We start from the raw sequence: 22,884 nt of genomic DNA, 5'->3' as shown, positions 1-22,884 counted from the left end.
GAGCGCGCCCGCATGGCCAAGTTCTTTATCGACCGTCCGATCTTCGCGTGGGTGATTGCGCTGTTCATCATCGTGATGGGCGGCGTCGCGATCACGCAATTGCCGATTTCGCAGTACCCGCCGGTGGCACCGCCCGCGATCGTCATCAACGCGTCCTACCCCGGCGCCTCCGCCCAGACGCTGGAGGACAGCGTGCTGTCGGTGATCGAGCGCGAAATGAACGGCTCGCCCGGCCTGATCTACATGGAATCGGTGGCGCAGGCGGACGGCACCGGCACCATCACGATCAGCTTCCAGACCGGCACCAACCCCGACCTGGCCCAGGTCGACGTGCAGAACCGACTGTCGCGCGCAACGCCGCGCCTGCCGGCGGCGGTGACGCAACAGGGCGTGCGCGTGGACAAGTCGCGCACCAACTTCCTGCTGTTCACCATCCTGTCTTCGGACAATCCCGCGATCGACCCGATCGCGCTGGGCGACTACGCCTCGCGCAACGTGGTGCCCGAACTCCAGCGCGTGCCGGGCATCGGCCAGGCGCAGCTGTTCGGCACGGAGCGCGCCATGCGCATCTGGATCGACCCGGCGAAGCTGCAGGGCTACAGCCTGTCGGCGGGCGACGTGAACGCGGCCATCCGCGCGCAGAACGCGCAGGTGTCCTCCGGCACCATCGGCGATCTGCCGAACGTGCCGGGCCAGGCCATCGCCGCGACGGTGGTGGTGACGGGCCAGCTCTCGAGCGTCGAGCAGTTCGGCAACATCATCCTGCGCGCCAACACCGACGGCTCGGCCGTGCGGCTGAAGGACGTGGCGCGCATCGAGCTCGGCGGCCAGACCTATTCGACCTCGGCGCGGCTGAACGGCCAGCCGGCCGTGGGCATCGGCGTGCAGCTGGCGCCGAGCGGCAACGCGCTGCAATCGGCCAAGGCGATCCGCGACAAGATGACCGAGCTCGCGCGCTACTTCCCGCAGGGCGTGAAGTGGACAATTCCCTACGACAGCTCGCGCTTCGTCAGCATTTCCATCACGGAGGTGGTCAAGACGCTGCTGGAAGCCGTGGCGCTGGTGTTCCTCGTGATGTTCCTGTTCCTGCAGAACTGGCGCTACACGATCATCCCGACCATCGTCGTGCCGATCGCCCTCCTGGGCACCTTCGCGGTCCTGCTCGCGCTGGGCTTCTCGATCAACGTGCTCACGATGTTCGGCATGGTGCTGGTGATCGGCATCGTGGTGGACGACGCGATCGTGGTGGTCGAGAACGTCGAGCGCATCATGAGCGAGGAAGGCCTCTCGCCGCTGGAAGCCACGCGCAAGGCGATGCGCCAGATCTCCGGCGCCATCGTCGGCGTGACGGTGGTGCTGGTCTCGGTGTTCGTGCCGCTCGCCTTCTTCGCCGGCTCCACGGGCAACATCTATCGCCAGTTCTCGGCGGTGATGGTGGCCTCGATCAGCTTCTCGGCCTTCATGGCGCTGTCGCTCACGCCCGCGCTGTGCGCGACGCTGCTCAAGCCGGTGGAGGCCGGACACCACCACGAGAAGACCGGCTTCTTCGGCTGGTTCAACCGCGGCTTCACGCGCACGGCCAAGGGCTATGAAAGCGTCGTGGCGCGGCTGCTCAGGCGTGCCGCGCGCTACCTGGTGATCTACGTGGCGATCGTCGGCGCCGTGGTGCTGGTCTACCGCCAGCTGCCCTCCTCCTTCCTGCCGCAGGAAGACCAGGGCAACATCATCGTCAACGTGCAGCTGCCGCCGGGCGCGACCCAGGAACGCATGCTGTCCGTCATCCAGCAGGTCGAGGGCTACATCCTCAAGCAGCCCGAGGTGCAGAGCATGGTGGGCGTGCTGGGCTTCAGCTTCTCCGGCCAGGGGCAGAACGCGGGCCTGGCCTTCGTGACGCTCAAGGACTGGAAGGAGCGCAAGGATGCCGCCCATTCGGCCGACGCGCTGGCGGGCCGTGCCTTCGGCGCGCTCTCGGGCATTCGCGATGCGTTCATCTACCCGCTGAGCCCGCCGCCGATCCCGGAACTGGGCAACGCGAGCGGCATCACCTTCCGCCTGCAGGACCGCTCCGGCGCCGGGCACGAAGCGCTGATCAACGCGCGCAACCAGCTGCTGGGCATGGCGTCGAAGAGCAAGATCCTGACGCAGACGCGCCCGGACGGCCTGGAGGATGCGCCGCAGCTGCAGATCGACATCGACCGCGACAAGGCCAACGCGCTGGGCGTGACTTTCGACGCCGTCAACACGACGCTGTCCACCGCGCTCGGTTCGAGCTACATCAACGACTTCCCGAACCAGGGCCGCCTGCAGCGCGTGGTGGTGCAGGCCGATGCGCCCGCGCGCATGCAGCCGGAAGACCTGCTCAAGCTCAACGCGAGCAACACGCAGGGCAAGCCGGTGCCCTTGTCGACCTTCGCGACCACGAAGTGGGTCACGGGCGCGACGCAGACGGTGCGCTACAACGGCTATCCGGCGATCCGCATCAGCGCCAGCGCGGCGCCCGGCTACAGCACCGGCGCCGCCATGGCGGAGATGGAGTCGCTCGCGGCCAAGCTGCCGCCGGGCTTCGGCTACGAGTGGACCGGCCAGTCGCGCGAGGAAAAGCTCGCGGGCTCGCAGGCGATCATCCTCTATGGCTTCGCGATCCTGGCGGTGTTCCTGTGCCTGGCCGCGCTGTACGAAAGCTGGTCGATTCCGCTGTCGGTGATCCTGGTGGTGCCGCTGGGCGTGCTGGGCGTGCTGCTCGCGACCCTGCTGCGCTCGTATTCGAACGACGTGTACTTCCAGGTCGGCCTGATCACGATCATCGGCCTGTCGGCGAAGAACGCGATCCTGATCATCGAGTTCGCGAAGGACCTGCAGGCCCAGGGCAAGGGCGTGATCGAGTCGGCGCTGGCCGCGGCGCACCTGCGGTTCCGGCCCATCGTGATGACCTCGCTGGCCTTCGGCCTGGGCGTGCTGCCGCTGGTGCTGGCCTCGGGCGCCGGCTCCGCGAGCCAGCGCGCCATCGGTACCGGCGTGCTCGGCGGCATGGTGACCGGCACCGGGCTGGCCGTGTTTTTCGTGCCGATATTTTTCGTGGTCGTGCGCAGCTTCTTCAAGGGCAGCGAGCGGCAGCACGAGGCCGACAAGCGCCATGCGCAGGCCGCGGGCATCGAGGAAAGCCATGACTAATAAGAATTTGACCTCCGCCGCGCTGGCGGCAGCAACCGCGATGCTGATGGCCGGGTGCTCCTTCATCCCGACCTATGAGCGCCCCGCCGCACCCGTGCCGGCCAGCTACCCCGGCGCGCAAGCCCCGAACGCCGGGCAGCCGATGGCGTCGACCATCGCCTGGCAGTCGTACTTCACCGATCCACGGCTGGCGAAGCTGATCGAGACCGCGCTCGCCAACAACCGCGACCTGCGCGTGGCGGTGCTCAACATCGAGCAGGCCCGCGCGCAATTCCAGATCCAGCGCGCGGGCCAGTTCCCGACGCTCAATGCGAGCGTGTCGGGCACGCGCCAGCGGCCCTCGCTGCTGGGCACGGGCGTGAGCGAGAGCTACAGCGCCGGCGTCGGCGTCACGTCGTGGGAGATCGACTTCTTCGGCCGCATCGCGAGCCTGAAGGAAGCGGCGCTGGCGCAATACCTCGCCACGGAAGAAGCGCGCAAGGCCACCCAGATCAGCCTGGTCGCGGCCGTTGCCAACGGCTGGCTCACGCTGCTGGCGGACGACGAACTGCTCGATCTCACGCGCCAGACGCTGGCCACGCGCGAGGAGTCGTACAAGCTCACGCGCATGCGCTTCGACAACGGCGTGTCCTCGGAGATCGATTTCCGCCTGGCCGAGTCGCTGACCGAGACCGCCCGCGCCTCCTACGCCCAGCAGCAGCGCCTGCGCATGCAGGACGAGAACGCGCTGGCGCTGCTGCTGGGCGCGCCTGTGCCCGCGGATGCCACCGAAGGCGGCGCGCGCGGGCTCGACACCGCCAAGCCCATGCCGGAGTTGCCCGCCGGCCTGCCCTCGGACTTGCTGGGCGAGCGGCCCGACATTCGCGCCGCGGAGCAGCAACTGATCGCGGCCAACGCCAACATCGGGGCGGCGCGGGCGGCCTTCTTCCCGCGCGTCGCGCTGACTTCGTCGGTGGGCAGCGCCAGCAACGAGTTCTCCAACCTGTTCGCCAGCGGCACGAAGGCCTGGTCCTTCGCGCCGTCGATCACGCTGCCGATCTTCGATGCCGGGCGCAATCAGGCGGGGCTGGATTCGGCCCGCGCGGGCCGGGACATCGCGGTGGCGCAGTACGAGAAGTCAATCCAGGTGGCGTTCCGCGAGGTCGCCGACGCGCTGGCGGGCCGCGCGACGCTCGGCGAGGAGGTGCGCGCCCTGCGGGCGCAGTCCGATGCCGAAGCGGCGCGCTTCAAGCTGTCCGACCTGCGATATCGCAACGGCATCGCCAGCGGGCTGGACCTGCTCGATTCGCAGCGCTCGCTCTTCGCGGCGCAGCAGGCGACGGTGCAGACGCGCCTGCTGCAGCTGCAGAACCAGGTCACGCTCTACAAGACATTGGGTGGCGGCTGGGCCACGCGTTGAAGGCCACGCGGCGCCAAGAAAAGGGGCGCCCCCGGGCGTCTCTCTATAATCCCCGGTTGATTTCGAAAAGCCCCCCGAAGAGCCCCCGATACTGAGGACGCAATGAGCGACGACCCGCACTACCAGGCCACAGAAGATGCCCACACTGGCCCGATCAAGAACCCGAAGCAATTGCTCCTCGCGGTCTTCTTCTCGTTCATCGCCCCCATCCTGATCATTGTCGGCCTCGTCTCGTACGTGGTTTCGGGAACGCATCCCTCGGGTTCGGCTGAAGGCGACAGCATGGCGCTCTACGGCGTCTCGAAGGACACGCGTGACCGCGAGCTCGCCGAGCGCCTGCAGAAGGTCGGCTCCATCGAGATCCGCGACGCCAACCGCGCCCTCGCCACCGGCGAGACCGTGTTCAAGACGCAATGCATCACCTGCCACGGCACCCCGGGCATTCCGGTCGCGCCGCACTTTGGCGACGCCGCGGCCTGGGGCCCTCGCATCGGCCAGGGCTATGCAACGCTGCTGGAGCATGCGCTCAAGGGCAAGGGCGCGATGCCGCCTCAGGGCGGCGGCGACTTCGAAGACACCGAGGTCGGCCGTGCGGTGGTCTACATGGCCAATGCCGGCGGCGCCAAGTTCCCTGTGCCGGACCGCCCTGCCGCGGCAGGTGCGGCGCCAGAGGGCGCAGCCTCCGACGCCGCGGCACCGGCGAACGCAGCTGCCCCGGCCGCCGAAGCAGCCAAGTAAGCCCCCTCCGGGGCCGTCAGTCAAAGAGCCCGCACGCGGGCTCTTTTCATTTGGGGGCTCGGACTCAGCCGGCGTGCTTGTGGGCTTCGACCTGCGCCGCGGGGCTCGCGACGTAGCCGAAGCGCGCGGGCAGGTCTTGGGCGCGGACCTCGACAGGCGTCCAGCGTCCTTGCTCCACAGCCTCGGCCGCCGTGCCGACGTCCTGCGTATGGACCAGGCCGAGGCCGATGGGCGCGACCAGATAGAGCTTGCCCTCCTCGTCGAGCAGGCACTCCGAAACTTCCACGGCAAGGCCCGTGTGCGAGCTCACCGAGAAGTCCTCGCCCAGGCGCCAGATCCACGGAGCAGCCTCGAGTTCGACGTAGACGCGCTGCGGGCCGTTCTGGAAGAACCACTGGCCGCGCTCGTCATGCTCATAGTTGCGCTGGATGAAATCGATCAGCTTGTCGTGCCGCAGCATCGAACCCTTGGCGGTCGAGAACGGCCCGGCCGCCTGCGTGCGGTCGTCGCGCATGTACCAGTTGCCGCGCGCGTCCAGCCCGAGCCAGCCGTAGCAATGCGGAACGTTGGGCCACTTGACCAGAGCCTGCCTGACGATGTCATCCATGGGGGGCATTTTGCTCCCCCCCAGGCTTCGCGCACTTCGTGTCGCTTCGCCTACCCCCTGCCGGGGGCGGGCCGGCCGCTTCGGGCGGCCGGGCGCGGCGGCCCCTTGGCAAAGCGCTGCTGGCGGTGCTAGAGGTGCTGGTCGAGCCAGGCGCCTACGCGCTCAGGCATGCCGCGCACGTGGCCGGGTGGCGCGCCCAGCGGGAAGCCCACGTGGCCGCCGTGCGCGGGCTGCCACAGGGTGACATGCGCGCCGACCTCGTGCGGGCCCGGCAGGCTGGCTGCTGGAACGAAAGGGTCGTTGGTCGCGTTCACCACCAGCGCGGGAATGCGGATCGCATGCAGGTGCGGCTTGGCCGAACCGCGCGCCCAGTAGTCGTCGGTATCGCGAAAGCCGTGCAGCGGCGCCGTGAACACATTGTCGAACGCATGGAGGTCATGCGCCGCGATGAGCCTGGCGCGGTCGAACAATCCCGGGAACTGCGCCAGCTTGGCCAGGGCCTTGGGCTTCATGGTCGACAGGAACATGCGCGTGTAGACCAGCCGGTTGAAACCGCGTCCGATCGCCGCGCCGCCGGCCGCCAGGTCGAGCGGCGCGGAGACCGAGGCGACGGCGCTCACCAGCTTCGAGGCTTCTTCTCCGGCCTCTTCGGCCCAGCGCAACAAGGCATTGCCGCCCAGCGAGACGCCCGCGGCCAGCAGGCGCCCGCCGCCCGCCGCGTCCCGCCGCGCACGCAGCCTGCCGAGGACCCAGGCGATTTCCTCGAAGTCGCCCGAATGGTAGGCACGCGGCGCCAGGTTGATCTCGCCGCTGCAGCCGCGGAAATGCGGCACGGCGTAGTCCCAGCCCTTGGCCAGCGCGAACGCGGCGAAAGCCTCGGCATAGTGGCTGCGCGACGAACCCTCGAGCCCGTGAAAGAGCACCAGCAGCGGCTTCGGCCCCGCCCCCGGGGCATCGACGAAATCGACATCGATGAAGTCGCCATCCGGCGTGTCCCAGCGCTCGCGCCGGTAGGCCGGCGGCGCGCCCTCCGCGCGCTTCGCGTAGAGCGCCGGCCAGATGGTCTGGAGATTGCCGCCCGGCAACCAGAGAGGCGCGACGTATTGCATCAGTGAAGCGTCTGAGGCCCCTCGCTGGCGTCGCCGGCTTCATGCACCGTGCCCGGACTCGCATGGTGCGCAACCATGCGCCAGCCCTGCGCTGTCTTGTGATAGACGTTGGTCGCCAGCACGAAGGCATGGCGCGGTCCTTCGGAGGTCAGCACCTCGACGCGCTCGAGCACGTTGTGCACCGCGCTCGCGATCGATTCGACCTTGCGCACGCGCGCGGGCGTGGCGCGGATGGCGCCATTGGAGAACATGTGCTCGAAGGCGGCGCGGATGGCTTCCTGGCCCACCAGCCGTGGGCCGCCGGGGTGGACACAGAACACTTCTTCCTCGTCGGCCCAGCAGCCCATCAGCGCGTCGATGTCGCCACGTTGCAAGGCTTCGTAGAAAGTCGTTTCGACTTCGTCGGCGGTGCCGCCGAGAGTGGCGGCGCGGAGTTTGGTCTTGGTGGACATGGGAAATGCTGCCGGGAGAGTGCCGATTTTGCATCCAGCTCGGGTTTGCGTACGACCTATCGGGGAGACACGGCCAGCCAGCGCTCCACCACCGTGCGCAGTTCGCCCTGCGCCGCCCGCCACACCAGCTCCGGCGCGGCCACGTGGACGCCGGGCGGGGCGACGCGCAGCGCGACATCGACCATCTCGGCCACCCTGGAGGCGCGCACCGGCTGCTCGCTCGTGGGCACCATGAAGCGCGTGATGGACAGCATCCACGCCGCCAGCCGCTCGGCCGGGTTGGCAAAGCGGGCCTCGGCCGGCTTCTGCGCCGACCGCACGAACAGCACCCGTTCGAAGCCCAGCGCGACCACGGCCTGCTCGTCGAGGTTGGCCAGCCCGCGCTTCAAGGCCTCGGGCAGGCTTCCTTGCGCGTGGGGCTGCACGACGGCCAGCGTGCGCACGCAGCAAGCGCGCAGCCAGCCCGCGAGGGCCGGCAGTTGCGCCGGCTGCGGCGTCCACAGGGCGCGCTCGCGGTCGTAGTAGAGGCGGGGGGGCTCGAACAGGACCAGCGCGGTATCGGCCTCGACCCGCGGCCACTGCGCAATGGCGGCGGCCGGCACCTGCACGGTCTCGACCCCGGGCAGGCCATCGCGAATGGGCTCGCGCGCGAGCACGCGCGTATGGGCGAAGCGGTGCCTGCCCGCGAGGCGCCGCACCACTTCCTGGCCGAGCGCGCCGGTCGCGCCTGCGATCAGCAGCGTCCCCGCCTCGGCCGCGCCCGCCGGGAGCGGCGCCGCGGGATGGATCGCGCCCTGCAGCGCATGGAAGGGATCGACGGCCATGCAACTATGCTACCTTTGCCGACTACGCAACGAGGATCTTCGATATGGTGAAACGCTGGCTCTTGATCATCCTGGCCGCGCTGTCGCTCTCGGGCTGCGGCTACAACGACTTCCAGCGCCTCGACGAGGCCAGCAAGTCGGCCTGGAGCGAAGTGCTCAACCAGTACCAGCGACGCGCCGACCTGGTGCCGAACATCGTCGCCACGGTCAAGGGCGAAGCCAATTTCGAGCAGGAGACGCTGACCCGCGTGATCGAGGCGCGCGCCAAGGCGACCTCGATCCAGGTCACGCCCGAGACGCTCAACAACCCCGAGGCCTTCAACAAGTTCCAGCAGGCCCAGGGCGAGCTCTCCAGTGCGCTGTCGCGCCTGCTGGTGGTCTCCGAGCAGTACCCCAACCTCAAGGCCAACCAGGCCTTCCGCGACCTGCGCGTGACGCTCGAGGGCACCGAGAACCGCATCACGGTGGCGCGCAACCGCTACATCCAGACGGTTCAGGAATACAACGTGCTGGCGCGCAGCTTCCCGACCAACATCACGGCCAAGGTCTTCAGCTACGCGCCCAAGCCCAATTTCAGCGTGCAGAACGAAGCGCAGATTTCCACGCCGCCGACGGTCGACTTCAGCGCGCCGAAGAAGTAGCGCCCCTTGGCCCCGATGATGGCCGCCTGCCTCCGCCGCGCCCTGACAGCCGTCTTCCTGATGGCGGTCGCGCTCCTGGGCGCGCAGGCCCAGGCGCTGCTGCCGGTGCCCGCTCTCGATGCGCGGGTCATCGACCAGACCGGCACGCTCGATGCGGCACAGCGCCAGGCGCTCGACGCCAAGCTCCAGGCCTTCGAGCAGAAGAAGGGCTCGCAGATCGTGATGCTGATGGTCGCGACCACGCAGCCCGAAGACATCGCGAGCTACGCCAACCGCGTGGGCAATGCCTGGAAGATCGGACGCAAGGAGGTCGGTGACGGCATCCTCGTGGTGGTCGCCAAGAACGATCGCAAGATGCGCATCGAGGTCGCCAAGGCGCTCGAGGGCGCGGTGCCCGATCTCGCGGCGGCGCACATCATCGACGAGGCCATGAAGCCGCGCTTCCAGCAGAACGACTTCGCCGGCGGGCTGGACGCGGCGGCCGACCAGCTCATCGCACGCGTCAACGGCGAAGCGCTGCCGGAGGTCGATGCCCACGGCGGGAGCTTCGATCAAGGCACTTCCCGCGGCGGATTCAACTGGCAGGACCTCGCCATCTTCCTGTTCATCGCCGTGATGGTCGGCGGCCCGATCGCGCGCGCCATCCTGGGCAAGATCGCCGGGTCGCTGGCGCTGGGCACTGTCATCGGCGTGCTGGCGATGCTGCTGACTTCCAGCATCGTCGTCGCCGTGCTCGCGGGGATGGCCGCCTTGCTGTTCACGCTGCTGTCCACGGCCTTCGGCAGCGGCGTGGGCCATCGCGGCGGTGGAGGGCTCGGCGGATTCGGCGGCGGCGGGTGGGGCGGCGGCGGATCGTCGTCGGGCGGCGGGGGCTTCAGTTCCGGCGGCGGCGGCAATTTCGGCGGCGGCGGCGCCTCGGGGAACTGGTAGACATGGCAAGCCTGCTCTCCCGTTTCGCGCGCCTGTGGCGCCATCGCTGGCTCGACGAGGCCGATGTCCGCCGCGCGCTGCCGCCGGCGGCCCTCGAGCGGCTCGCGCGCCGCGTCGGCGCGAGCGAGCGGCGACACAGCGGGGAGTTGCGCATCTGCATCGAAGCCGGCCTGCCGCTGTCCTACCTGTGGCGCGGCGCGACCGCGCGCGAGCGCGCAATCACGCTGTTCGGCAAGTTGCGTGTGTGGGATACCGAGCACAACAACGGCGTGCTCATTTACCTGCTGCTGGCCGAACGCGCGATCGAGATCGTGGCGGATCGCGGCATCGACGCGCGCGTCGACGCCGAGCAATGGAGCGCGATGGCGCGGCGCATGGGCGCGGCCTTTCGCGAAGGCCGCTTCGAGGACGGGCTCACGCTGGCGCTGGAGGAAATGTCGGCGCTGCTGGTCGCACACTTTCCACTGGCCGACGGCGAGCCCAACCGCAACGAACTGCCGGACGCGCCGGTCGTCTTCTGAAGGGACGGGCGACGCGGGCGCTTGTCAGAGATCCTGCGCGTCGAGCAGGCGCCGGTTCACGGCATGGGCCGCGTCCAGTTCGGACTGCAGGGCGCGCGTGACCTGCGACAGCGTGCGCAGCCGCCGGTTGCCTTCGCGCAGCCGCTCGGCAAGGCCCTTGGAAAGACCCAGCATCAGGCGGGCGGCCGCGCCCGGGTGCGCATCGACCAGCTCGATCAGGGCGGCTCGCGACAGCACGCCGAGCTTGACATCTGTCAGCGCCGTGCAACTTGCGGAACGAGGTCCACCATCGATCACGCCCATTTCGCCCAGCAGGCTTCCGGGGCCGATGACCGAGATCACCGACTCCTCGCCCGGCATGCCGGTGCTGTGGACGGCGCGCAGCTGGCCTTCGAGCACCAGGACCATGTAGTCGTTGTCGATCGCGTCGCCCTCCTCGAACAGGAGCGTGCCGGCCACCAGGCGCACCGGCCGCATGGCGTCGACCACGGTGCGCGCCTCGTCCCGCGCCATGGCGGCCAGCGGCGCGGCCTGGGCCAGCAGCGCCATGGCATGCGCGCGCAAGTCGATGCCGGAATGGACTTCACCAGAATATTGCATGCGGCATTTTCATCGCGAGAATGCTTCAGGAACGAGGAATTGAGGCTTCTTCCAGTTCATATACTCCCCCGCGCATCGAAGGCCGCCAGCCGCGCGACATCCAGCGCGCGTTGTGCCGGCGACCACGCCCATCGATGGGTTTCCATGGGCTTGTTGCGCTTTGGTTCTGGTCAGGGAGTTTGGAAAATTGAAGTTCTTTCACGGAGTTCGCGCAGCGCTGTTCGCAGCCGCTGCAGCAAGTATTGGCATGGGCGCGCGCGCGGAGGTCACCAACGTGCCTCATGGCGGCATCATCGCGTCGCACAGCGGCAAGTGCCTTGCCATCGAAAACGCTTCGCGCGCCCCTGGCGCGCGAGTTGTTCAAGCCAGTTGCGATGGCAGCGATGCCAGGCGGATGCAACTGCGGCCCACGGGTGACGGCTACCACGCACTCCAGGCGCGCCATTCGAGCTCGTGCCTGAGCGTCTGGCGGGCCTCGACGGACCCGGCCGCGCAAGTCGTGCAGGGCGCCTGCGACGCGCCCGATGCCACGCAGTGGATGCTGACGGCGCAGAACGGGGGCTACACACTCAAGGCAAGGCACAGCGGAATGTGCCTCGATGTGTATGGAGCCGCGCGCACGGACAGCACGGGCCTGATCCAGTACCCTTGCGCGGGCAGCCCCAATCAGGTCTTCCACTTCGAGCACAAGGTGTTCGGCGAGACGACGCCCTTCGCGATCATGTCGCGGGAAACCGGCCAGTGTGTCGATGTCGCGAGTGGCAGGCCGGCGGTCGCGGCGGCGGCCATCCAGTCCGGCTGCAACGGCGGCGGAAGCCAGCAATGGCTGGCACAGAACGCCGGCGGCGGCAAGCTGCGCCTGGTCTCTCTGGGCAGCGGCATGTGCCTCGACGTCGAGGCTGCGTCGAGGGTGCAGGGCGCCGCGGTGATCCAGTACCCATGCCACGCCGGCGGCAATCAACAGTGGCGACTGCGCGAGATCGGCGATGCATGGCGCCTGGTGTCCGAGCACAGCGGCATGTGCCTGGCCCTGGACGAGCTCACGCGACCGAAGCAGTTCCGCGATGCCGGCACGAGGCTGGTTCAGGCCCACTGCACCGACAGGGACAAGCACGACAGGTGGACGCTGCACGTGCCGACACTGCCCGGGCAGTGGTCGAGCCCGGTCAAGACGGACGTCAACGCCGCCGCGGCGGCACACCTGCCCGACGGAAAGATCCTCACCTGGTCGGCGGCAGGCAAGTTCTATTTCAACGGGGGTGGCGGCAAGACCTACACCGAAGTGCTCGATCCCGTCTCCAGGTCCGGATCGACCTATCTGATCGCCGACACGGGGCACGACATGTTCTGCCCCGGCACGGTGATGCTGCCGGACGGCCGCATCCTGGTGAACGGCGGCAGCGACAGCAACAAGACGAGCATCTACGACCCGGTGACCGGCCGTTGGTCCACCGCGGCGCCGATGAACATCGGCCGCGGCTACCAGGGCAGCGTGATGATTCCCGACGGCACCGCCTTCACCCTGGGCGGATCCTGGAGCGGGGGTTGGGACAACAAGATCGGCGAAGTGTGGTCGGAGAGAAGCGGCTGGACATTGCGCCGCGGCATTCCCGCCGGCAACGTGGCCACGGCCGATGGGCGCGGCGTCTACCGTGCCGACAACCAGCTGTGGCTGCAGGTGCTCAGCGGCGGCCGGCTCCTGCACGCGGGGCCCAGCAGGCAGATGAACTGGATCGACGTGACGGCCAACGGCGGCAATGGCAGCATCGTGTCGGCCGGCTTGCGCGGCGACGATGCCGACAGCATGAACGGCAGCCTGGCGTACTTCGGCACCGACCGCATGCTCAAGACGGGCGGCGCGCTGAACTACGACAACGCCCATGCGACACGATCGGCACAGCTCATCGATGCCGGCAATGGCCTGAAGGTGGAGCGCGTCGCGCCCATGGCCTATGCGCGCGCCTTTCACAGCAGCGTGGTGCTGCCCACGGGCCATGTGATGGTGCTCGGAGGCCAGACGTTCGCCGTTCCCTTCAGCGACGACAACTCGATCCTCGTTCCCGAGATGTGGGATCCCGTGACGCGGGTCTTCGAGCGCATGCCCGCCATGGAGACGCCTCGCAACTACCACAGCGTGGCGCTGCTGCTGGCCGACGGGCGCGTCTGGACCGGCGGGGGCGGCCTTTGCGGCGCCTGCAACACCAACCATGCGGACTACCAGGTGCTCACGCCGCCCTACCTGCTCAACGCCGACGGCACGCCCGCGGCCCGGCCCGGCATCCGGACCGCCGGCCTGCCGGCAAAGGTCGGCGGAACCCTCGGCGTGACGGCCAGCGAGCCCATTCGCGAATTCGCGTTGATCCGGCTGTCCTCCGCGACGCACACGGTCAACAACGACCAGCGCCGCATCGCACTGGCGGCCACCAGCCAGGACGGCACGAACTACACGCTCCAGTTGCCGGGCGACCCCGGCGTCCTGCTGCCCGGCAACTACATGCTGTTCGCGATGAATGCCAAGGGCGTGCCGAGCGTCGCCCAGACCGTCAACATCGCCGCACTGTGAGAGGCGCGACTTGCCGGCCGCGGATGCTGCGCCTGACGGTGCTGCTGTTCTCGGCGTCCTGCTCGCTCGCGGGCCTCGCACAGGACCGCGCGCACGGCGCGGCGCTCTACAACGGCGCCGCGACGCTCAAGGGACGGCTCGCCGGGCATTCGACCGACATGCCGCCCCATGTGCTGGCCTGCGCCAAGTGCCACGGCGACGACGCGCGGGGGCCGGAGCGCATCGCGTCGTCCTCCTCCGGCCTTGCGCCTCGCCTGGAGGGAGGCTGGCTCGGCGAACTCCAGTCGCGGCGCAACGGCCCCCCGACCTCCTACGACCTGCCTGCGTTCTGCCGCACCCTGCGCACCGGCATCGACCCGGCACAGATTCAACTGCCATCGCGCATGCCGCGATTCGACCTGACGGACAAGGAATGCGAGCACCTGTGGAGCTACCTGAACACCCCACCCGCCCCGGCGCACTGAAGGCCAGCGGCGCCGGGCTGCGCCGACGCACCTTGCTGGGGGCGGGCATGACGCTGGCGGCGAGCGCGGGCCTCCAGCCTCCCGCGTCGGCGCGCGGCCTCGGCCCCGTGCAGCCGCCGCTGCCCGTGCCTTCGCTGCCGGCGACGCTGGCGGACGGCCGCCGCGTCGACCTTCGGCGCTGGCTGCCCGGCAAGGTCACGGCGCTTCAATTCATGTTCACCACCTGCAGCAGCACATGCCCGCTGCTCGGCGCCGTGTTCGCGTCGACCCAGCAGCAACTGCGCGACCTGGGCCGGCAGGACATGCGGCTGCTGTCCGTGAGCGTCGACGCGCTGGGAGATTCGCCGCAGCGGCTGCTCGAATGGCTGCGCAAGTTCGGCGCCGGCGCGTCCTGGCATGCCGCGTTGCCGGAGGCGAACAGCAGCGCCGCGCTCGATGCCCTGCGCACGCTGGGTTCCGGGGCTGCCGAGCGGGACCGGCATGAGGCGGGCATCCTCTTGTTCGACGAGAAGGGCCGCCTGGCTTATCGGCTCGATGAACTGCCGGATTCGCGCGTGCTGACGCAGGCGATGGTGCAGATCGCGACTTCCTGAGCCGCTCGCGGCATCGTGAACTTCGCATCGGTGTTCGAGTGTTCGCCGACGCGAATGGCGCCATGGGGGACAAGCCCCAAAGTCCCCGCTGGACGTCCGCCATTCACTGTTATCCACGAATTCACGATGGAGTCATTCACATGAGAGCAATCGGTCCCCACAGCCCCTTTCAGGACATTCGCAGCGCGTCGCAGACCGCGTCCTCGCCGGGAGGCCCCGACGTGAGCGGCAGCCGATCGGCGCGGGACGGCGAGTCCGACGCCTCCACGCCGGCCGGGTCGCCGTCCAACGAACTGGCGGGGCTGCTGCCTCGCAACAGGGGCGCCGTGCGCGCGTCGGCAAACGATCGCGCGCAGTCGCTCCCCACATCCTCGCTCGGCCTGTCCCCGGCTGAGCTTCACCGCGCCCAGACCAACCTGGCGGCGCAGTTCGAAGCCTCCGTGCAGTCGATTCCGCAATCGCTGGAGATCGATCTCAGCGGGCATGGCGAGCCGTTCAGCAACATCAACAACGTCACGCAGATCAGGAACAATCCGGCGCTGCGAACGACCAGGGATTGCCTCGAATTCGTCTTCAGCTGCATTCGAAACGAAAGCAACGCGGACGAGATCGACAAGCTGATCCATCAGCAGAACCAGACGCTGCTCGACAAGGGCATCGACACCAAGGACAAGCTGTGCGACATCTTCAACGCCGCCCGGCGCCGAGACCTGGCCACCGGCGCGGCCAATGGCATGGTGTCCGGATTCGCGTTCAACCTTTCCAGCCTCGCCATCAACGAGCAGGGCGCGGGGATGCTCGTTTCATCCGTGGGCGGCACGACGCCCGCCCACATGGCGGCCGTGGGCGCGGGCGCGGGCTTCGGGCTCTCGGTGGCCGATGTCGCGAGCGGACCGGCGGCCAAGAAGACTTTTCTGCGCGCCTACTTCACGAGGCCCGAGGACGATCTCCTGCCCCCGAGCCTTCTGGAGGCCCGGGAGAAGTCACAGCACACCATGAACAGCCTGGGACGCGACCTGGCGCTCGGCTTCATGGGCACCTATGGGGGCCGGAACGTGGGCCGGTACCTCATCGAGGCCGGTATCGTCGCGGGCAAGGGCGACAGGGCCCTGGCGGCGACGGTCGACAATGCCCTCGATGTGGGGGGCGGCATGGTCGCCTCCATGGCATTCAAGGTGTACATGCAGGCCCGCGACCAGACGGCAGGACGGGCCGGACTCCATCACTTCTGCGGACGCAAGGACCTCGCGGAGTGCATCGATGCCCTGCAGGCGCCCCTGGCGACGCAGGCCCTCAACGTGGGCAAGCGCTGTGTTTCGCACCTGGTGAATGCGGTGACGCAACTCCCCGGAGGAATTCGCGACGCCTTGACCACGGCTGACGGATGGACGTCTCATCTCGTGTTGACGGCGGGCTTCAGCGCGGTGCTCGCGGCGCAGGCGGCCATCAAGAGCGCCATTTCCCCGGCGAAGGAAGCCGCGGCGGCGCTGACGACGCCCTCGGGACTCGAGTTGACGAGTGCGGCGCTGCAGGAGGTCCGGTCCGGATTGACGACCGACCAGATGGCCATGCTCGCGGCCGACGGCGTGACCAAGCTTGCGACGCTGCCGGCGCTCTATGCGGCCTACGGGCAGGCGATGGCGTTCGTGGCTTTCGATGGACCGAACACCACCAACTGGCCCTACCCGTACACCCCGAAGCAGCTCGCGGACGCCGCTGGCGTGGAAATCGAGCGCCGGCGGGGAACGCCCGTGGTCATCGAGATGCCGCCGGACATTCTCGATGAAGTCGGTATCGAGATGTCCGACCTGGCGCCGGCATTCGATGCGAGCCCGCGGATGCGGTCGACCACGATGTGAGCGTTGCTCGCCCCCAGGCCGCGCGCATCACCATGACGTCCATTTGGACTTGCTCTTCGCGGATGCCACCGTGCGCTCGATGAAGCGCACGCCGCGCGCGCCGTCTTCCACGCGCGGGTAGTCGGCGGCGAGCGGGTCGGCCTTCCTGCCCTCGACGCGTGCGCGTATATCTGCCGCGACGCCGCCATACACATTCGCGAAGGCCTCGATGAAGCCTTCCGGATGTCCGCTCGGCAACCGACTCGCGCGACGCGCCGAGTCGCACAGCCACGGCGCGCCGCGCGTGAGGATGCGCCGGGGGCCGTCGTGCGGAAGGTGCGTCAATTCGCTGGGCTGCTCCTGGCGCCACACCAGTGTGCCCAGCGTGCCTGACACGCGCAGGCGCAGGTCGTTTTCCAGGCCGGTGTTGACCTGCGATGCGATGAGCACGCCGCGCGCGCCACCGCGAAAGCGCAGCAGCAGGCTGCCGTCGTCGTCCAGCGGCCGTCCGGGCACGAGGGAGCTCAGGTCGGCGCAGAGGCTCTCGATCTCCAGGCCGGTGACGGTGGCGACCAGGTTCTCCGCGTGCGAGCCGATGTCTCCGATGGCACCGGCCGCGCCGCTGCGTGCCGGGTCGCTTCGCCATTCGGCCTGCTTGTTGCCCTCGCCTTCGAGCCGCGTCGCGAGCCAGCCCTGGTTGTATTCGACGACCACCTTGCGCACCTCGCCGATGTCGCCCGAGCGCACCATCTCGCGCGCCTGGCGGACCATCGGGTAGCCGGTGTAGTTGTAGGTCACGCCGAAGACGGTGCCCCGGGCGGCCACGGCGGCGACGAGCGCGTCGGCCTGCTCGCGGGTGTGCACGAGCGGCTTGTCGCACACCACGTGGAAGCCCGCGTCGACGAAGGCCTGCGCCACCGGGTAGTGCACATGGTTCGGGGTGACGATCGACACGAAGTCGATGCGCTCGCGCGGCGGGCGCTTGAGTTCGTCGTCCAGCAGGTGCCGCCAGTCGGCGTGGTTGCGATCCTCGGCGAGGAACAGGTCGCGGCCCGAGGCCAGGGCCTTCTCGGCGCTCGACGACAGCGCGCCGGCGACGAGTTCGATCTGGCCGTCGAGCGCGATCGCACTGCGATGCACCGCGCCGATGAAGGCATCGCGCCCGCCGCCCACCATGGCGTAGCGCAGTTTTCGAAGTGGGGTATCGGTCATCTCGGTGCGACGAACAGGCATCGCCATCTCCTCGGCAAGGAAGTAAGAACGGCCACCTCACCAGCGTGTTCGCGCAAGACACCGCGGATCCGGCTGCGCCGGTCCGCCGGTGTTGCCCCCTGCAAGGGGGAAGGCGAAGCGACACGAAGTGCGCGAAGCCTGGGGGTGTGCTTAGAACGGCGAATCGGGGTGGTAGAAGTCCTTGGCGTTGTCCTTGGTGATCAGAACCGAAGGGATGATCGTCGTCGCCGGCAGCTTCTCGCCCTTCAGACGGGCTTCCGCCGTGAGCTTGATCGCGTCGTAGATGAACTTGGGCGAGTAGCTCACGTCGGCATCGATGCGCTTGTCCTTGCCGTCGATGATGGTCTTGACCATGCCCTTGGCGCCCGCGCCGCCGAACACGATCTTGATGTCGTCGCGCTTGGCCTGCTCGATGGCCTTGAGCACGCCCACCGCCATGTCGTCGTCGGCCGCCCAGATGGCGTCGATGTTCTTGAAGCGCGTCAGGTAGTCCTGCGTCACCTTGAAGGCATCGTCGCGGTTCCAGTTCGCGTACTTGGCATCGAGGAGCTTGATGTCCGGGTAGTTCTTGAGGACGGCGTTGAAGGCATCCATGCGCTCGTTGTCCAGCGTGGTCGCGATGCCGCGCAGCGCCACCACGTTGCCCTTGCCGTTGAGCTTCTTCGCGATGTACTCGGCCGGAATCCTGCCGAAGGCCGTGTTGTCGCCGGCGACATAGGCGTCCTGCGCGCTGGTGTCGGTGAGGCCGCGGTCGACCACCGTGACGTAGGTGCCCTTGGCCTTGACCTGGGCGACCGGCTTGGTGAGCGCGGCGGATTCGAAGGGGAAGACCACGAGCGCGTTGATCTTGGTCACGGTCGAGAGGTCCTGCAGCTGGTTCGCCTGCTCGGGCGCGTTGGCCGCCGTCTTGATGGTGATCTTCAGGTCCTTGTGCGCCTTCTCGAGGTCCTTCTTGGCCTGGTTGGCCCAGTAGTTGATGCCGCCCATGAAGCTGTGCGTCGCCGCGGGAATCGATACGCCGAGGTTGACCGGCTCGTCCGCCAGGGCCTGGGAGGCCGGGAGCGCCGCGAAGGCGGCGGCGATGGCGGTCAATGCAAGGCGTCGGTTGATGGAAGTCATGCGGTTTGTCTCCTGTTGTGAAAGCGATGGAACGGGAATGAAAGCGGAACGGGCGGCGGGCGCCGGGAGGTCGGTATTTCAGCGCCGCCCACGTTGAAGGAATGCCACGACGATGATCACGATGCCCTGCACCGCGGCATTCAGGTACACGCTGATGATGCTGGTGAGGTTCAGGATGTTGCTGATGACCGAGAGCAGGATGGCGCCGATCACCGTGCCGGTGACACTGCCCGCCCCACCCTTGAGCGCGGTGCCGCCGACGATGACGGCGGCGATGGCTTCGAGCTCCCACAGCAGGCCGGTGGTCGGCGAGGCCGAGCCGAGCCGCGGCACGTAGAGCAGGGTCGCGATGCCGACGCAGACACCGAGCAGCACGTAGGTCATGATCTTCACGCCGTCCACGCCCACCGCGGCATAGCGCGCGACCTGCTCGTTGGAGCCGATGGCCTGCACATAGCGCCCATAGGCCGTGCGGTTGAGGATCACGCCGCCGATCACCGCGACAACCAGGAACACCCACACCGGAATGGGAATGCCCAGCAGGCTCGCGTAGTAGACCGGCGCGTAGAGATCCGACAGTTCGTTGTCGAGGGTAAGCGCCCCGCCGTTGGCGAAGTAGGTGAGGTAGGCGCGAAAGATCCCGAGCGTGCCCAGGGTCACGATGAAGGGCTCGATGCGGCCCTTGGTGATGAGCAGGCCGTGCGCCAGTCCGAAGACGGCGCCGAGAACCACGGCGAGCAGCGCGCCGAGGACGACCGCCAGCAGCGGCGAGCCGGACGCGGGCCCCGCCCAGTTGATGAACATGATCACGCTGCCCGCGATGAGCGCGGCCATCGAGCCGACGGACAGGTCGATGCCCCCCGAGATGATGACGAAGCACATGCCCACCGCGATGATGCCGATGAAGGCCGTGCGCGTGAGCACGTTCATCGCGTTGTCGACGGTGGCGAAATCGCCGTTGAGCAGGGTGCCGGCGATGCACAGCAGCACCAGGCCGATCACGGGACCGAAGCCGTGCAGGCGCTCGGTCCAGCGATGGCCGGCTTCGCCGCGATGCGCCACCTTGGCGGGGGTTTCAGTCTTGGCTTCAGGCATGGAGGGGGGCTGTTCCTGTGGCATGGGCGATGAGCTCCTCTTCCGTCAGGTGCTCGGCGTCGAGCGTGGTGACCAGCCGGCCGGCACGCATCACGGCGACGCGATGGCACAGGCCGATGAGCTCCATCAGCTCCGAGGAGACGACGATCACGGCCAGCCCCTCGCGAGCGAGGCGCTGGATCAGGAAATAGATGTCGCGCTTGGCGCCGACATCGACGCCGCGCGTAGGCTCGTCGAGCACCACGACCTTGGGTTGCGGCTGCAGCACCTTGGCGAGCGCGAGCTTCTGCTGGTTGCCGCCCGAGAGCGAGGATGCGCGGGCTTCGAGGTCGCCGGTGCGGATGCCGTAGTCCTTCACCGCTTCGGCCAGCGCGGCGCGCTCGGCTTCGGGGTGCAGCCATGGCGTCGCGTAACGCTCCAGCGCCATCAGCGTGAGGTTCTGCCGCAGGCCGAGGTGCACGTGCAGGCCCTTGCCCTTGCGGTCTTCGCTGAGGTAGGTCAGGCCGTGCCTGGCGGCATCGCGCGGATTGCGAAGCTGCACGGGGCGCCCGAGGATCTCGACGCTGCCGCTCGCCGGACGCAGCCCCAGCAGGCCTTCGAACAGCTCCGTGCGGCCGGCCCCGACCAGGCCCGCGAAACCGAGGATTTCGCCGGGCCGCACATCGAAGCTCGCGTTCTGCGCCCAGCCGGGCACGCTGAAGTCGCGCACCCGCAACGCCGGCGCCGTGGCGGCGACCACCACGTCGCGCGGGGGGTAGAGATCGGCGAGTTCGCGGCCGACCATCAGATTGGCCATCTGGTGGCGCGTGAGTTCGGCGGTGGGCGAGCGCGTCACGAAACGGCCGTCGCGCATCACGATCACTTCGTCCGTGATGCGCTCGACCTCGTCGAGCTTGTGGGAGATGTAGACGATGGTCACGCCCTCGGCGCGCAGCTGCGCGATGAGCCTGAAGAGGCGTTCGGTCTCGCCGGGCGTCAGCGTCGCGGTGGGCTCGTCCATGATCAGCAGGCGCGCATGACGCGAGATCGCCTTGGCGATCTCGACCAACTGCTTCTCGGCAACGATGAGCCGCCGGACCTTGGTGTCCGGGTCGATGTCCAGACCGACCTGGGCGAGCGCGGCGGCGGCGTCCCGCGCCATCGCGGCGTCGTCGAGCAGCCAGCCTTTCTTCTTCTCGTGGCCGAGGAAGATGTTCTGCGCGATGCTCAGATCCTCGGCGAGGTTGAACTCCTGGTGGATCAGCACGATGCCGAGGGCCTCCGCCTCGCGCGAACCGCCGAAATGCTGCGCCTCGCCGTTGACCCGGAGGCTGCCGCCGGTGAGCGGCTCGTAGCCCGCGAGGATCTTCATCAGCGTGGACTTGCCCGCGCCGTTCTCGCCCAGCAGGCCATAGACGCGACCCGGCTGCAGCGAAAAGCTCAGGCCGTGGAGTACCTGCACAGGGCCGAAGGCCTTGACGACGTTGTCGAACTCGACGGCGACGCTGCCGCGCGGATTCATGGCGCGACTCCGCGGACCCTGAGCGTCTCCTGCATCGCCAGCACACCGGCGCCGGTCAGCCCGGCCTGCGTGCCGAGCGGCGTGTACTGGATTTCCAGGTGCCGCGTCGAGAGCGCCAGCGATCGCTGGTACACGCTCTGCCGCACGGCGGCGAGGAACAGCGGCCCGATGCGCGTGATGCCGCCGCCGATGAAGATGTGCGACGGATTGAAGAAGTTCACGATCGAGGCGAGCATCTGGCCGATCAGGCTGCCTGCCCGCTGGACGATGGCGTTGGCCGCCGCGTCGCCGGCCCGGCTGGCCTGCCCGACGTCGACGGCGTCGAGGCGGCCGTGGGTGCGCAGGCATTCGGCCAGCGCGGCGCTCTCGCCCGCTTCCGCCGCCTGCATGGCCATGCGCGTGATCGCCGGCCCGGCCGCCATGGCTTCGACGCAGCCCAGGTTGCCGCAGTGGCAACGCGGACCCTCCTGATCGACGCAGATGTGGCCCACGTCGCCGGCGGAGCCGGCCGCACCGCGGTACACCTCGCCGTGGCACACGATGCCGCAGCCGATGCCGGTGCCGACCTTGATGACGAGGAAGTTCGGCAGCGAGCGCTGGAGCCGCCAGAGTTCGCCGAGCGCCATCAGGTTGACGTCGTTGTCGACGAACACCGGCGCGGCATAGTCTTCGCGCAGGTAGTCCCGGATGGAGAAACTGTCCCAGGCCGGCATGAGCGGTGGGTTCACCAGCTGGCCGATCTCGAAGTTCACCGGCCCGGGCACGCCGATGCCGATGCCGATCACCTGCCGGGCATCCAGACCGCAGCGGTCGAGGAGATCGCGCAGCAGCATGCGCACGCGCGCGAGCACGACGCCGGGCCCTTCGCGCACGTCCGCGGGCTCGGCATGCTGGGCCAGCACGCTAAGGTCCGGCCGGAGCACGGCCACGTCCAGACTGGTGGCGCCGATGTCGACGCCGAGCAGCACGCCGAGACCGGCATGGAAGCGAAGGTTTTCGGCACGGCGACCGCCGGAGGAGCGCTGCAGGCCGGCTTCTTCGAGCAGGCCCTGGTCGACCAGGCCGGCGATGAGCGCGTTGGCCTTGCTCTTGGAGAAGCCCAGCCGCTCGGCCATGCCATGACGTGAACCGCCCGCGGACCAGAAAGTGGTCTCGAGCAGCTGCATCTCATCGGATGTGAGGCGGCTCCAAGGTGCCAAGCGTCTTGTCTCCATCGTTCTTCGTTGTCGCCGGCCTCTGGGTGCCGGGCGAACGCGAATACTAGGGGGATGGCTTCAGCCGAACAAGACTCAACTTCGGACAAATTCAGGCCGAAGCGGTCGCCTGAATGCCCCAGGGATCGGGATAGGGGGCAGTCTTCCTAGACTGCGCCCCTCCCACACCACCCGGCATGCGGGTCCGCACCGGGCGGTTCGAGAGTTTTAGGTCATGAGAGTCTGGGTAGTCCCATACGGTCAAACCAGGCGATGTTCAGCACGCTGTTGAG

The 22,884-nt window shown here is 68.5% G+C and carries 20 protein-coding genes; 10 read left to right on the top strand and 10 right to left on the bottom strand.

Translation table 11 applies throughout. The features are described 5' to 3' along the window. The first annotated feature begins 12 nt into the window (after positions 1-12). The 3 genes from AC1DNF_RS13100 to AC1DNF_RS13090 all read left to right on the top strand — a co-directional run bounded on the left by AC1DNF_RS13100 (position 13) and on the right by AC1DNF_RS13090 (position 5,308). Positions 13-3,171 carry an efflux RND transporter permease subunit gene (locus AC1DNF_RS13100; RefSeq protein WP_478149035.1) on the top strand — a complete coding sequence of 1,053 codons (3,159 nt, stop codon included), beginning with the start codon at positions 13-15 and terminating at the stop codon, positions 3,169-3,171. Next, on the top strand, positions 3,164-4,570 hold the full coding sequence (locus AC1DNF_RS13095; protein WP_478149034.1) for an efflux transporter outer membrane subunit: 1,407 nt from the start codon (positions 3,164-3,166) through the stop codon (positions 4,568-4,570). The genes AC1DNF_RS13100 and AC1DNF_RS13095 overlap by 8 nt, the downstream gene beginning before the upstream one ends. A 102-nt stretch (positions 4,571-4,672) precedes the next feature. After that, positions 4,673-5,308: a c-type cytochrome gene (locus AC1DNF_RS13090; protein WP_478149033.1), complete on the top strand. Its 636-nt coding sequence runs from the start codon at positions 4,673-4,675 to the stop codon at positions 5,306-5,308. 64 nt (positions 5,309-5,372) lie between these two features. Here the strand turns inward: AC1DNF_RS13090 and AC1DNF_RS13085 are convergent, their stop codons facing one another. The 4 genes from AC1DNF_RS13085 to AC1DNF_RS13070 all read right to left on the bottom strand — a co-directional run bounded on the left by AC1DNF_RS13085 (position 5,373) and on the right by AC1DNF_RS13070 (position 8,300). Continuing rightward, the gene (locus tag AC1DNF_RS13085) at positions 5,373-5,915 is read right to left on the bottom strand and encodes a DUF2946 family protein (RefSeq protein ID WP_478149032.1); all 543 of its coding nucleotides are present in this window, start codon (positions 5,913-5,915) and stop codon (positions 5,373-5,375) included. A gap of 128 nt (positions 5,916-6,043) precedes the next feature. After that, positions 6,044-7,024 (bottom strand): YheT family hydrolase, encoded by a 981-nt coding sequence (locus tag AC1DNF_RS13080; RefSeq protein WP_478149031.1) that lies wholly within the window; start codon positions 7,022-7,024, stop codon positions 6,044-6,046. After that, positions 7,024-7,476, bottom strand: a complete 453-nt coding sequence (locus tag AC1DNF_RS13075) for a YybH family protein (RefSeq protein WP_478149030.1) — start codon at positions 7,474-7,476, stop codon at positions 7,024-7,026. The genes AC1DNF_RS13080 and AC1DNF_RS13075 overlap by 1 nt, the downstream gene beginning before the upstream one ends. Before the next feature lie 56 nt (positions 7,477-7,532). Next, positions 7,533-8,300, bottom strand: coding sequence for a hypothetical protein (locus AC1DNF_RS13070; protein ID WP_478149029.1), 768 nt, complete (start codon positions 8,298-8,300; stop codon positions 7,533-7,535). 44 nt (positions 8,301-8,344) lie between these two features. On the opposite strand from AC1DNF_RS13070, the gene AC1DNF_RS13065 reads away from it, so the two are divergent. The 3 genes from AC1DNF_RS13065 to AC1DNF_RS13055 are packed head-to-tail and all read left to right on the top strand — an operon-like array spanning position 8,345 to position 10,392. Beyond that, positions 8,345-8,941 carry a LemA family protein gene (locus tag AC1DNF_RS13065; RefSeq protein WP_478149028.1) on the top strand — a complete coding sequence of 199 codons (597 nt, stop codon included), beginning with the start codon at positions 8,345-8,347 and terminating at the stop codon, positions 8,939-8,941. 15 nt (positions 8,942-8,956) lie between these two features. After that, on the top strand, positions 8,957-9,871 hold the full coding sequence (locus tag AC1DNF_RS13060) for a TPM domain-containing protein (protein ID WP_478149138.1): 915 nt from the start codon (positions 8,957-8,959) through the stop codon (positions 9,869-9,871). Between the two features lie 2 nt (positions 9,872-9,873). Continuing rightward, complete coding sequence (locus AC1DNF_RS13055; RefSeq protein ID WP_478149027.1) at positions 9,874-10,392, top strand: TPM domain-containing protein; 519 nt, start codon at positions 9,874-9,876, stop codon at positions 10,390-10,392. Between the two features lie 24 nt (positions 10,393-10,416). On the opposite strand, the gene AC1DNF_RS13050 is transcribed toward AC1DNF_RS13055, so the two are convergent. Next, positions 10,417-10,992, bottom strand: a complete 576-nt coding sequence (locus AC1DNF_RS13050; protein ID WP_478149026.1) for a cyclic nucleotide-binding domain-containing protein — start codon at positions 10,990-10,992, stop codon at positions 10,417-10,419. Between the two features lie 247 nt (positions 10,993-11,239). Here AC1DNF_RS13050 and AC1DNF_RS13045 point away from each other — a divergent pair, with 247 nt between their 5' ends. From AC1DNF_RS13045 to AC1DNF_RS13030, 4 genes are all read left to right on the top strand, one after another. Next, entirely contained in the window at positions 11,240-13,555 is a 2,316-nt protein-coding gene (locus AC1DNF_RS13045) for an RICIN domain-containing protein (protein ID WP_478149025.1), read from the top strand. Positions 13,556-13,578: 23 nt separating this feature from the next. Then, complete coding sequence (locus AC1DNF_RS13040) at positions 13,579-14,019, top strand: hypothetical protein (protein WP_478149024.1); 441 nt, start codon at positions 13,579-13,581, stop codon at positions 14,017-14,019. Next, complete coding sequence (locus tag AC1DNF_RS13035; RefSeq protein WP_478149023.1) at positions 13,968-14,612, top strand: SCO family protein; 645 nt, start codon at positions 13,968-13,970, stop codon at positions 14,610-14,612. The genes AC1DNF_RS13040 and AC1DNF_RS13035 overlap by 52 nt, the downstream gene beginning before the upstream one ends. A gap of 140 nt (positions 14,613-14,752) precedes the next feature. Next, the gene (locus tag AC1DNF_RS13030) at positions 14,753-16,471 is read left to right on the top strand and encodes a hypothetical protein (RefSeq protein WP_478149022.1); all 1,719 of its coding nucleotides are present in this window, start codon (positions 14,753-14,755) and stop codon (positions 16,469-16,471) included. Between the two features lie 27 nt (positions 16,472-16,498). On the opposite strand, the gene AC1DNF_RS13025 is transcribed toward AC1DNF_RS13030, so the two are convergent. The 5 genes from AC1DNF_RS13025 to AC1DNF_RS13005 form a co-directional block, all read right to left on the bottom strand. Then, positions 16,499-17,662, bottom strand: a complete 1,164-nt coding sequence (locus AC1DNF_RS13025) for a Gfo/Idh/MocA family protein (protein ID WP_478149137.1) — start codon at positions 17,660-17,662, stop codon at positions 16,499-16,501. Positions 17,663-17,833: 171 nt separating this feature from the next. After that, positions 17,834-18,802, bottom strand: coding sequence for a substrate-binding domain-containing protein (locus AC1DNF_RS13020; RefSeq protein ID WP_478149021.1), 969 nt, complete (start codon positions 18,800-18,802; stop codon positions 17,834-17,836). A gap of 78 nt (positions 18,803-18,880) precedes the next feature. After that, positions 18,881-19,897, bottom strand: a complete 1,017-nt coding sequence (locus AC1DNF_RS13015) for an ABC transporter permease (RefSeq protein ID WP_478149020.1) — start codon at positions 19,895-19,897, stop codon at positions 18,881-18,883. Then, positions 19,890-21,398 carry a sugar ABC transporter ATP-binding protein gene (locus tag AC1DNF_RS13010; RefSeq protein ID WP_478149019.1) on the bottom strand — a complete coding sequence of 503 codons (1,509 nt, stop codon included), beginning with the start codon at positions 21,396-21,398 and terminating at the stop codon, positions 19,890-19,892. The genes AC1DNF_RS13015 and AC1DNF_RS13010 overlap by 8 nt, the downstream gene beginning before the upstream one ends. After that, complete coding sequence (locus AC1DNF_RS13005; protein WP_478149018.1) at positions 21,395-22,564, bottom strand: ROK family protein; 1,170 nt, start codon at positions 22,562-22,564, stop codon at positions 21,395-21,397. Before AC1DNF_RS13005 ends, AC1DNF_RS13010 begins: the two co-directional genes overlap by 4 nt. Between the last annotated feature and the right edge of the window lie 320 nt (positions 22,565-22,884).

The sequence above is a fragment of the Variovorax sp. 01T432 genome, from assembly GCF_056398605.1.
The sequence above is the reverse complement of the archived record's forward strand: the minus strand, read 5'-3'. Positions and strand labels throughout refer to the sequence as shown.

Coding starts and splice junctions, on each gene's coding strand:
- AC1DNF_RS13090 (WP_478149033.1), top strand. CDS start 4,673: ATGAGCGACGACCCGCACTACCAGGCCACAGAAGATGCCCACACTGGC.
- AC1DNF_RS13080 (WP_478149031.1), bottom strand. CDS start 7,024: ATGCAATACGTCGCGCCTCTCTGGTTGCCGGGCGGCAATCTCCAGACC.
- AC1DNF_RS13035 (WP_478149023.1), top strand. CDS start 13,968: ATGCGAGCACCTGTGGAGCTACCTGAACACCCCACCCGCCCCGGCGCA.
- AC1DNF_RS13040 (WP_478149024.1), top strand. CDS start 13,579: ATGCTGCGCCTGACGGTGCTGCTGTTCTCGGCGTCCTGCTCGCTCGCG.
- AC1DNF_RS13100 (WP_478149035.1), top strand. CDS start 13: ATGGCCAAGTTCTTTATCGACCGTCCGATCTTCGCGTGGGTGATTGCG.
- AC1DNF_RS13030 (WP_478149022.1), top strand. CDS start 14,753: ATGAGAGCAATCGGTCCCCACAGCCCCTTTCAGGACATTCGCAGCGCG.
- AC1DNF_RS13025 (WP_478149137.1), bottom strand. CDS start 17,662: ATGACCGATACCCCACTTCGAAAACTGCGCTACGCCATGGTGGGCGGC.
- AC1DNF_RS13055 (WP_478149027.1), top strand. CDS start 9,874: ATGGCAAGCCTGCTCTCCCGTTTCGCGCGCCTGTGGCGCCATCGCTGG.
- AC1DNF_RS13060 (WP_478149138.1), top strand. CDS start 8,957: ATGATGGCCGCCTGCCTCCGCCGCGCCCTGACAGCCGTCTTCCTGATG.
- AC1DNF_RS13085 (WP_478149032.1), bottom strand. CDS start 5,915: ATGGATGACATCGTCAGGCAGGCTCTGGTCAAGTGGCCCAACGTTCCG.
- AC1DNF_RS13045 (WP_478149025.1), top strand. CDS start 11,240: ATGGGCGCGCGCGCGGAGGTCACCAACGTGCCTCATGGCGGCATCATC.
- AC1DNF_RS13095 (WP_478149034.1), top strand. CDS start 3,164: ATGACTAATAAGAATTTGACCTCCGCCGCGCTGGCGGCAGCAACCGCG.
- AC1DNF_RS13015 (WP_478149020.1), bottom strand. CDS start 19,897: ATGCCTGAAGCCAAGACTGAAACCCCCGCCAAGGTGGCGCATCGCGGC.
- AC1DNF_RS13020 (WP_478149021.1), bottom strand. CDS start 18,802: ATGACTTCCATCAACCGACGCCTTGCATTGACCGCCATCGCCGCCGCC.
- AC1DNF_RS13075 (WP_478149030.1), bottom strand. CDS start 7,476: ATGTCCACCAAGACCAAACTCCGCGCCGCCACTCTCGGCGGCACCGCC.
- AC1DNF_RS13065 (WP_478149028.1), top strand. CDS start 8,345: ATGGTGAAACGCTGGCTCTTGATCATCCTGGCCGCGCTGTCGCTCTCG.
- AC1DNF_RS13005 (WP_478149018.1), bottom strand. CDS start 22,564: ATGCAGCTGCTCGAGACCACTTTCTGGTCCGCGGGCGGTTCACGTCAT.
- AC1DNF_RS13010 (WP_478149019.1), bottom strand. CDS start 21,398: ATGAATCCGCGCGGCAGCGTCGCCGTCGAGTTCGACAACGTCGTCAAG.
- AC1DNF_RS13050 (WP_478149026.1), bottom strand. CDS start 10,992: ATGCAATATTCTGGTGAAGTCCATTCCGGCATCGACTTGCGCGCGCAT.
- AC1DNF_RS13070 (WP_478149029.1), bottom strand. CDS start 8,300: ATGGCCGTCGATCCCTTCCATGCGCTGCAGGGCGCGATCCATCCCGCG.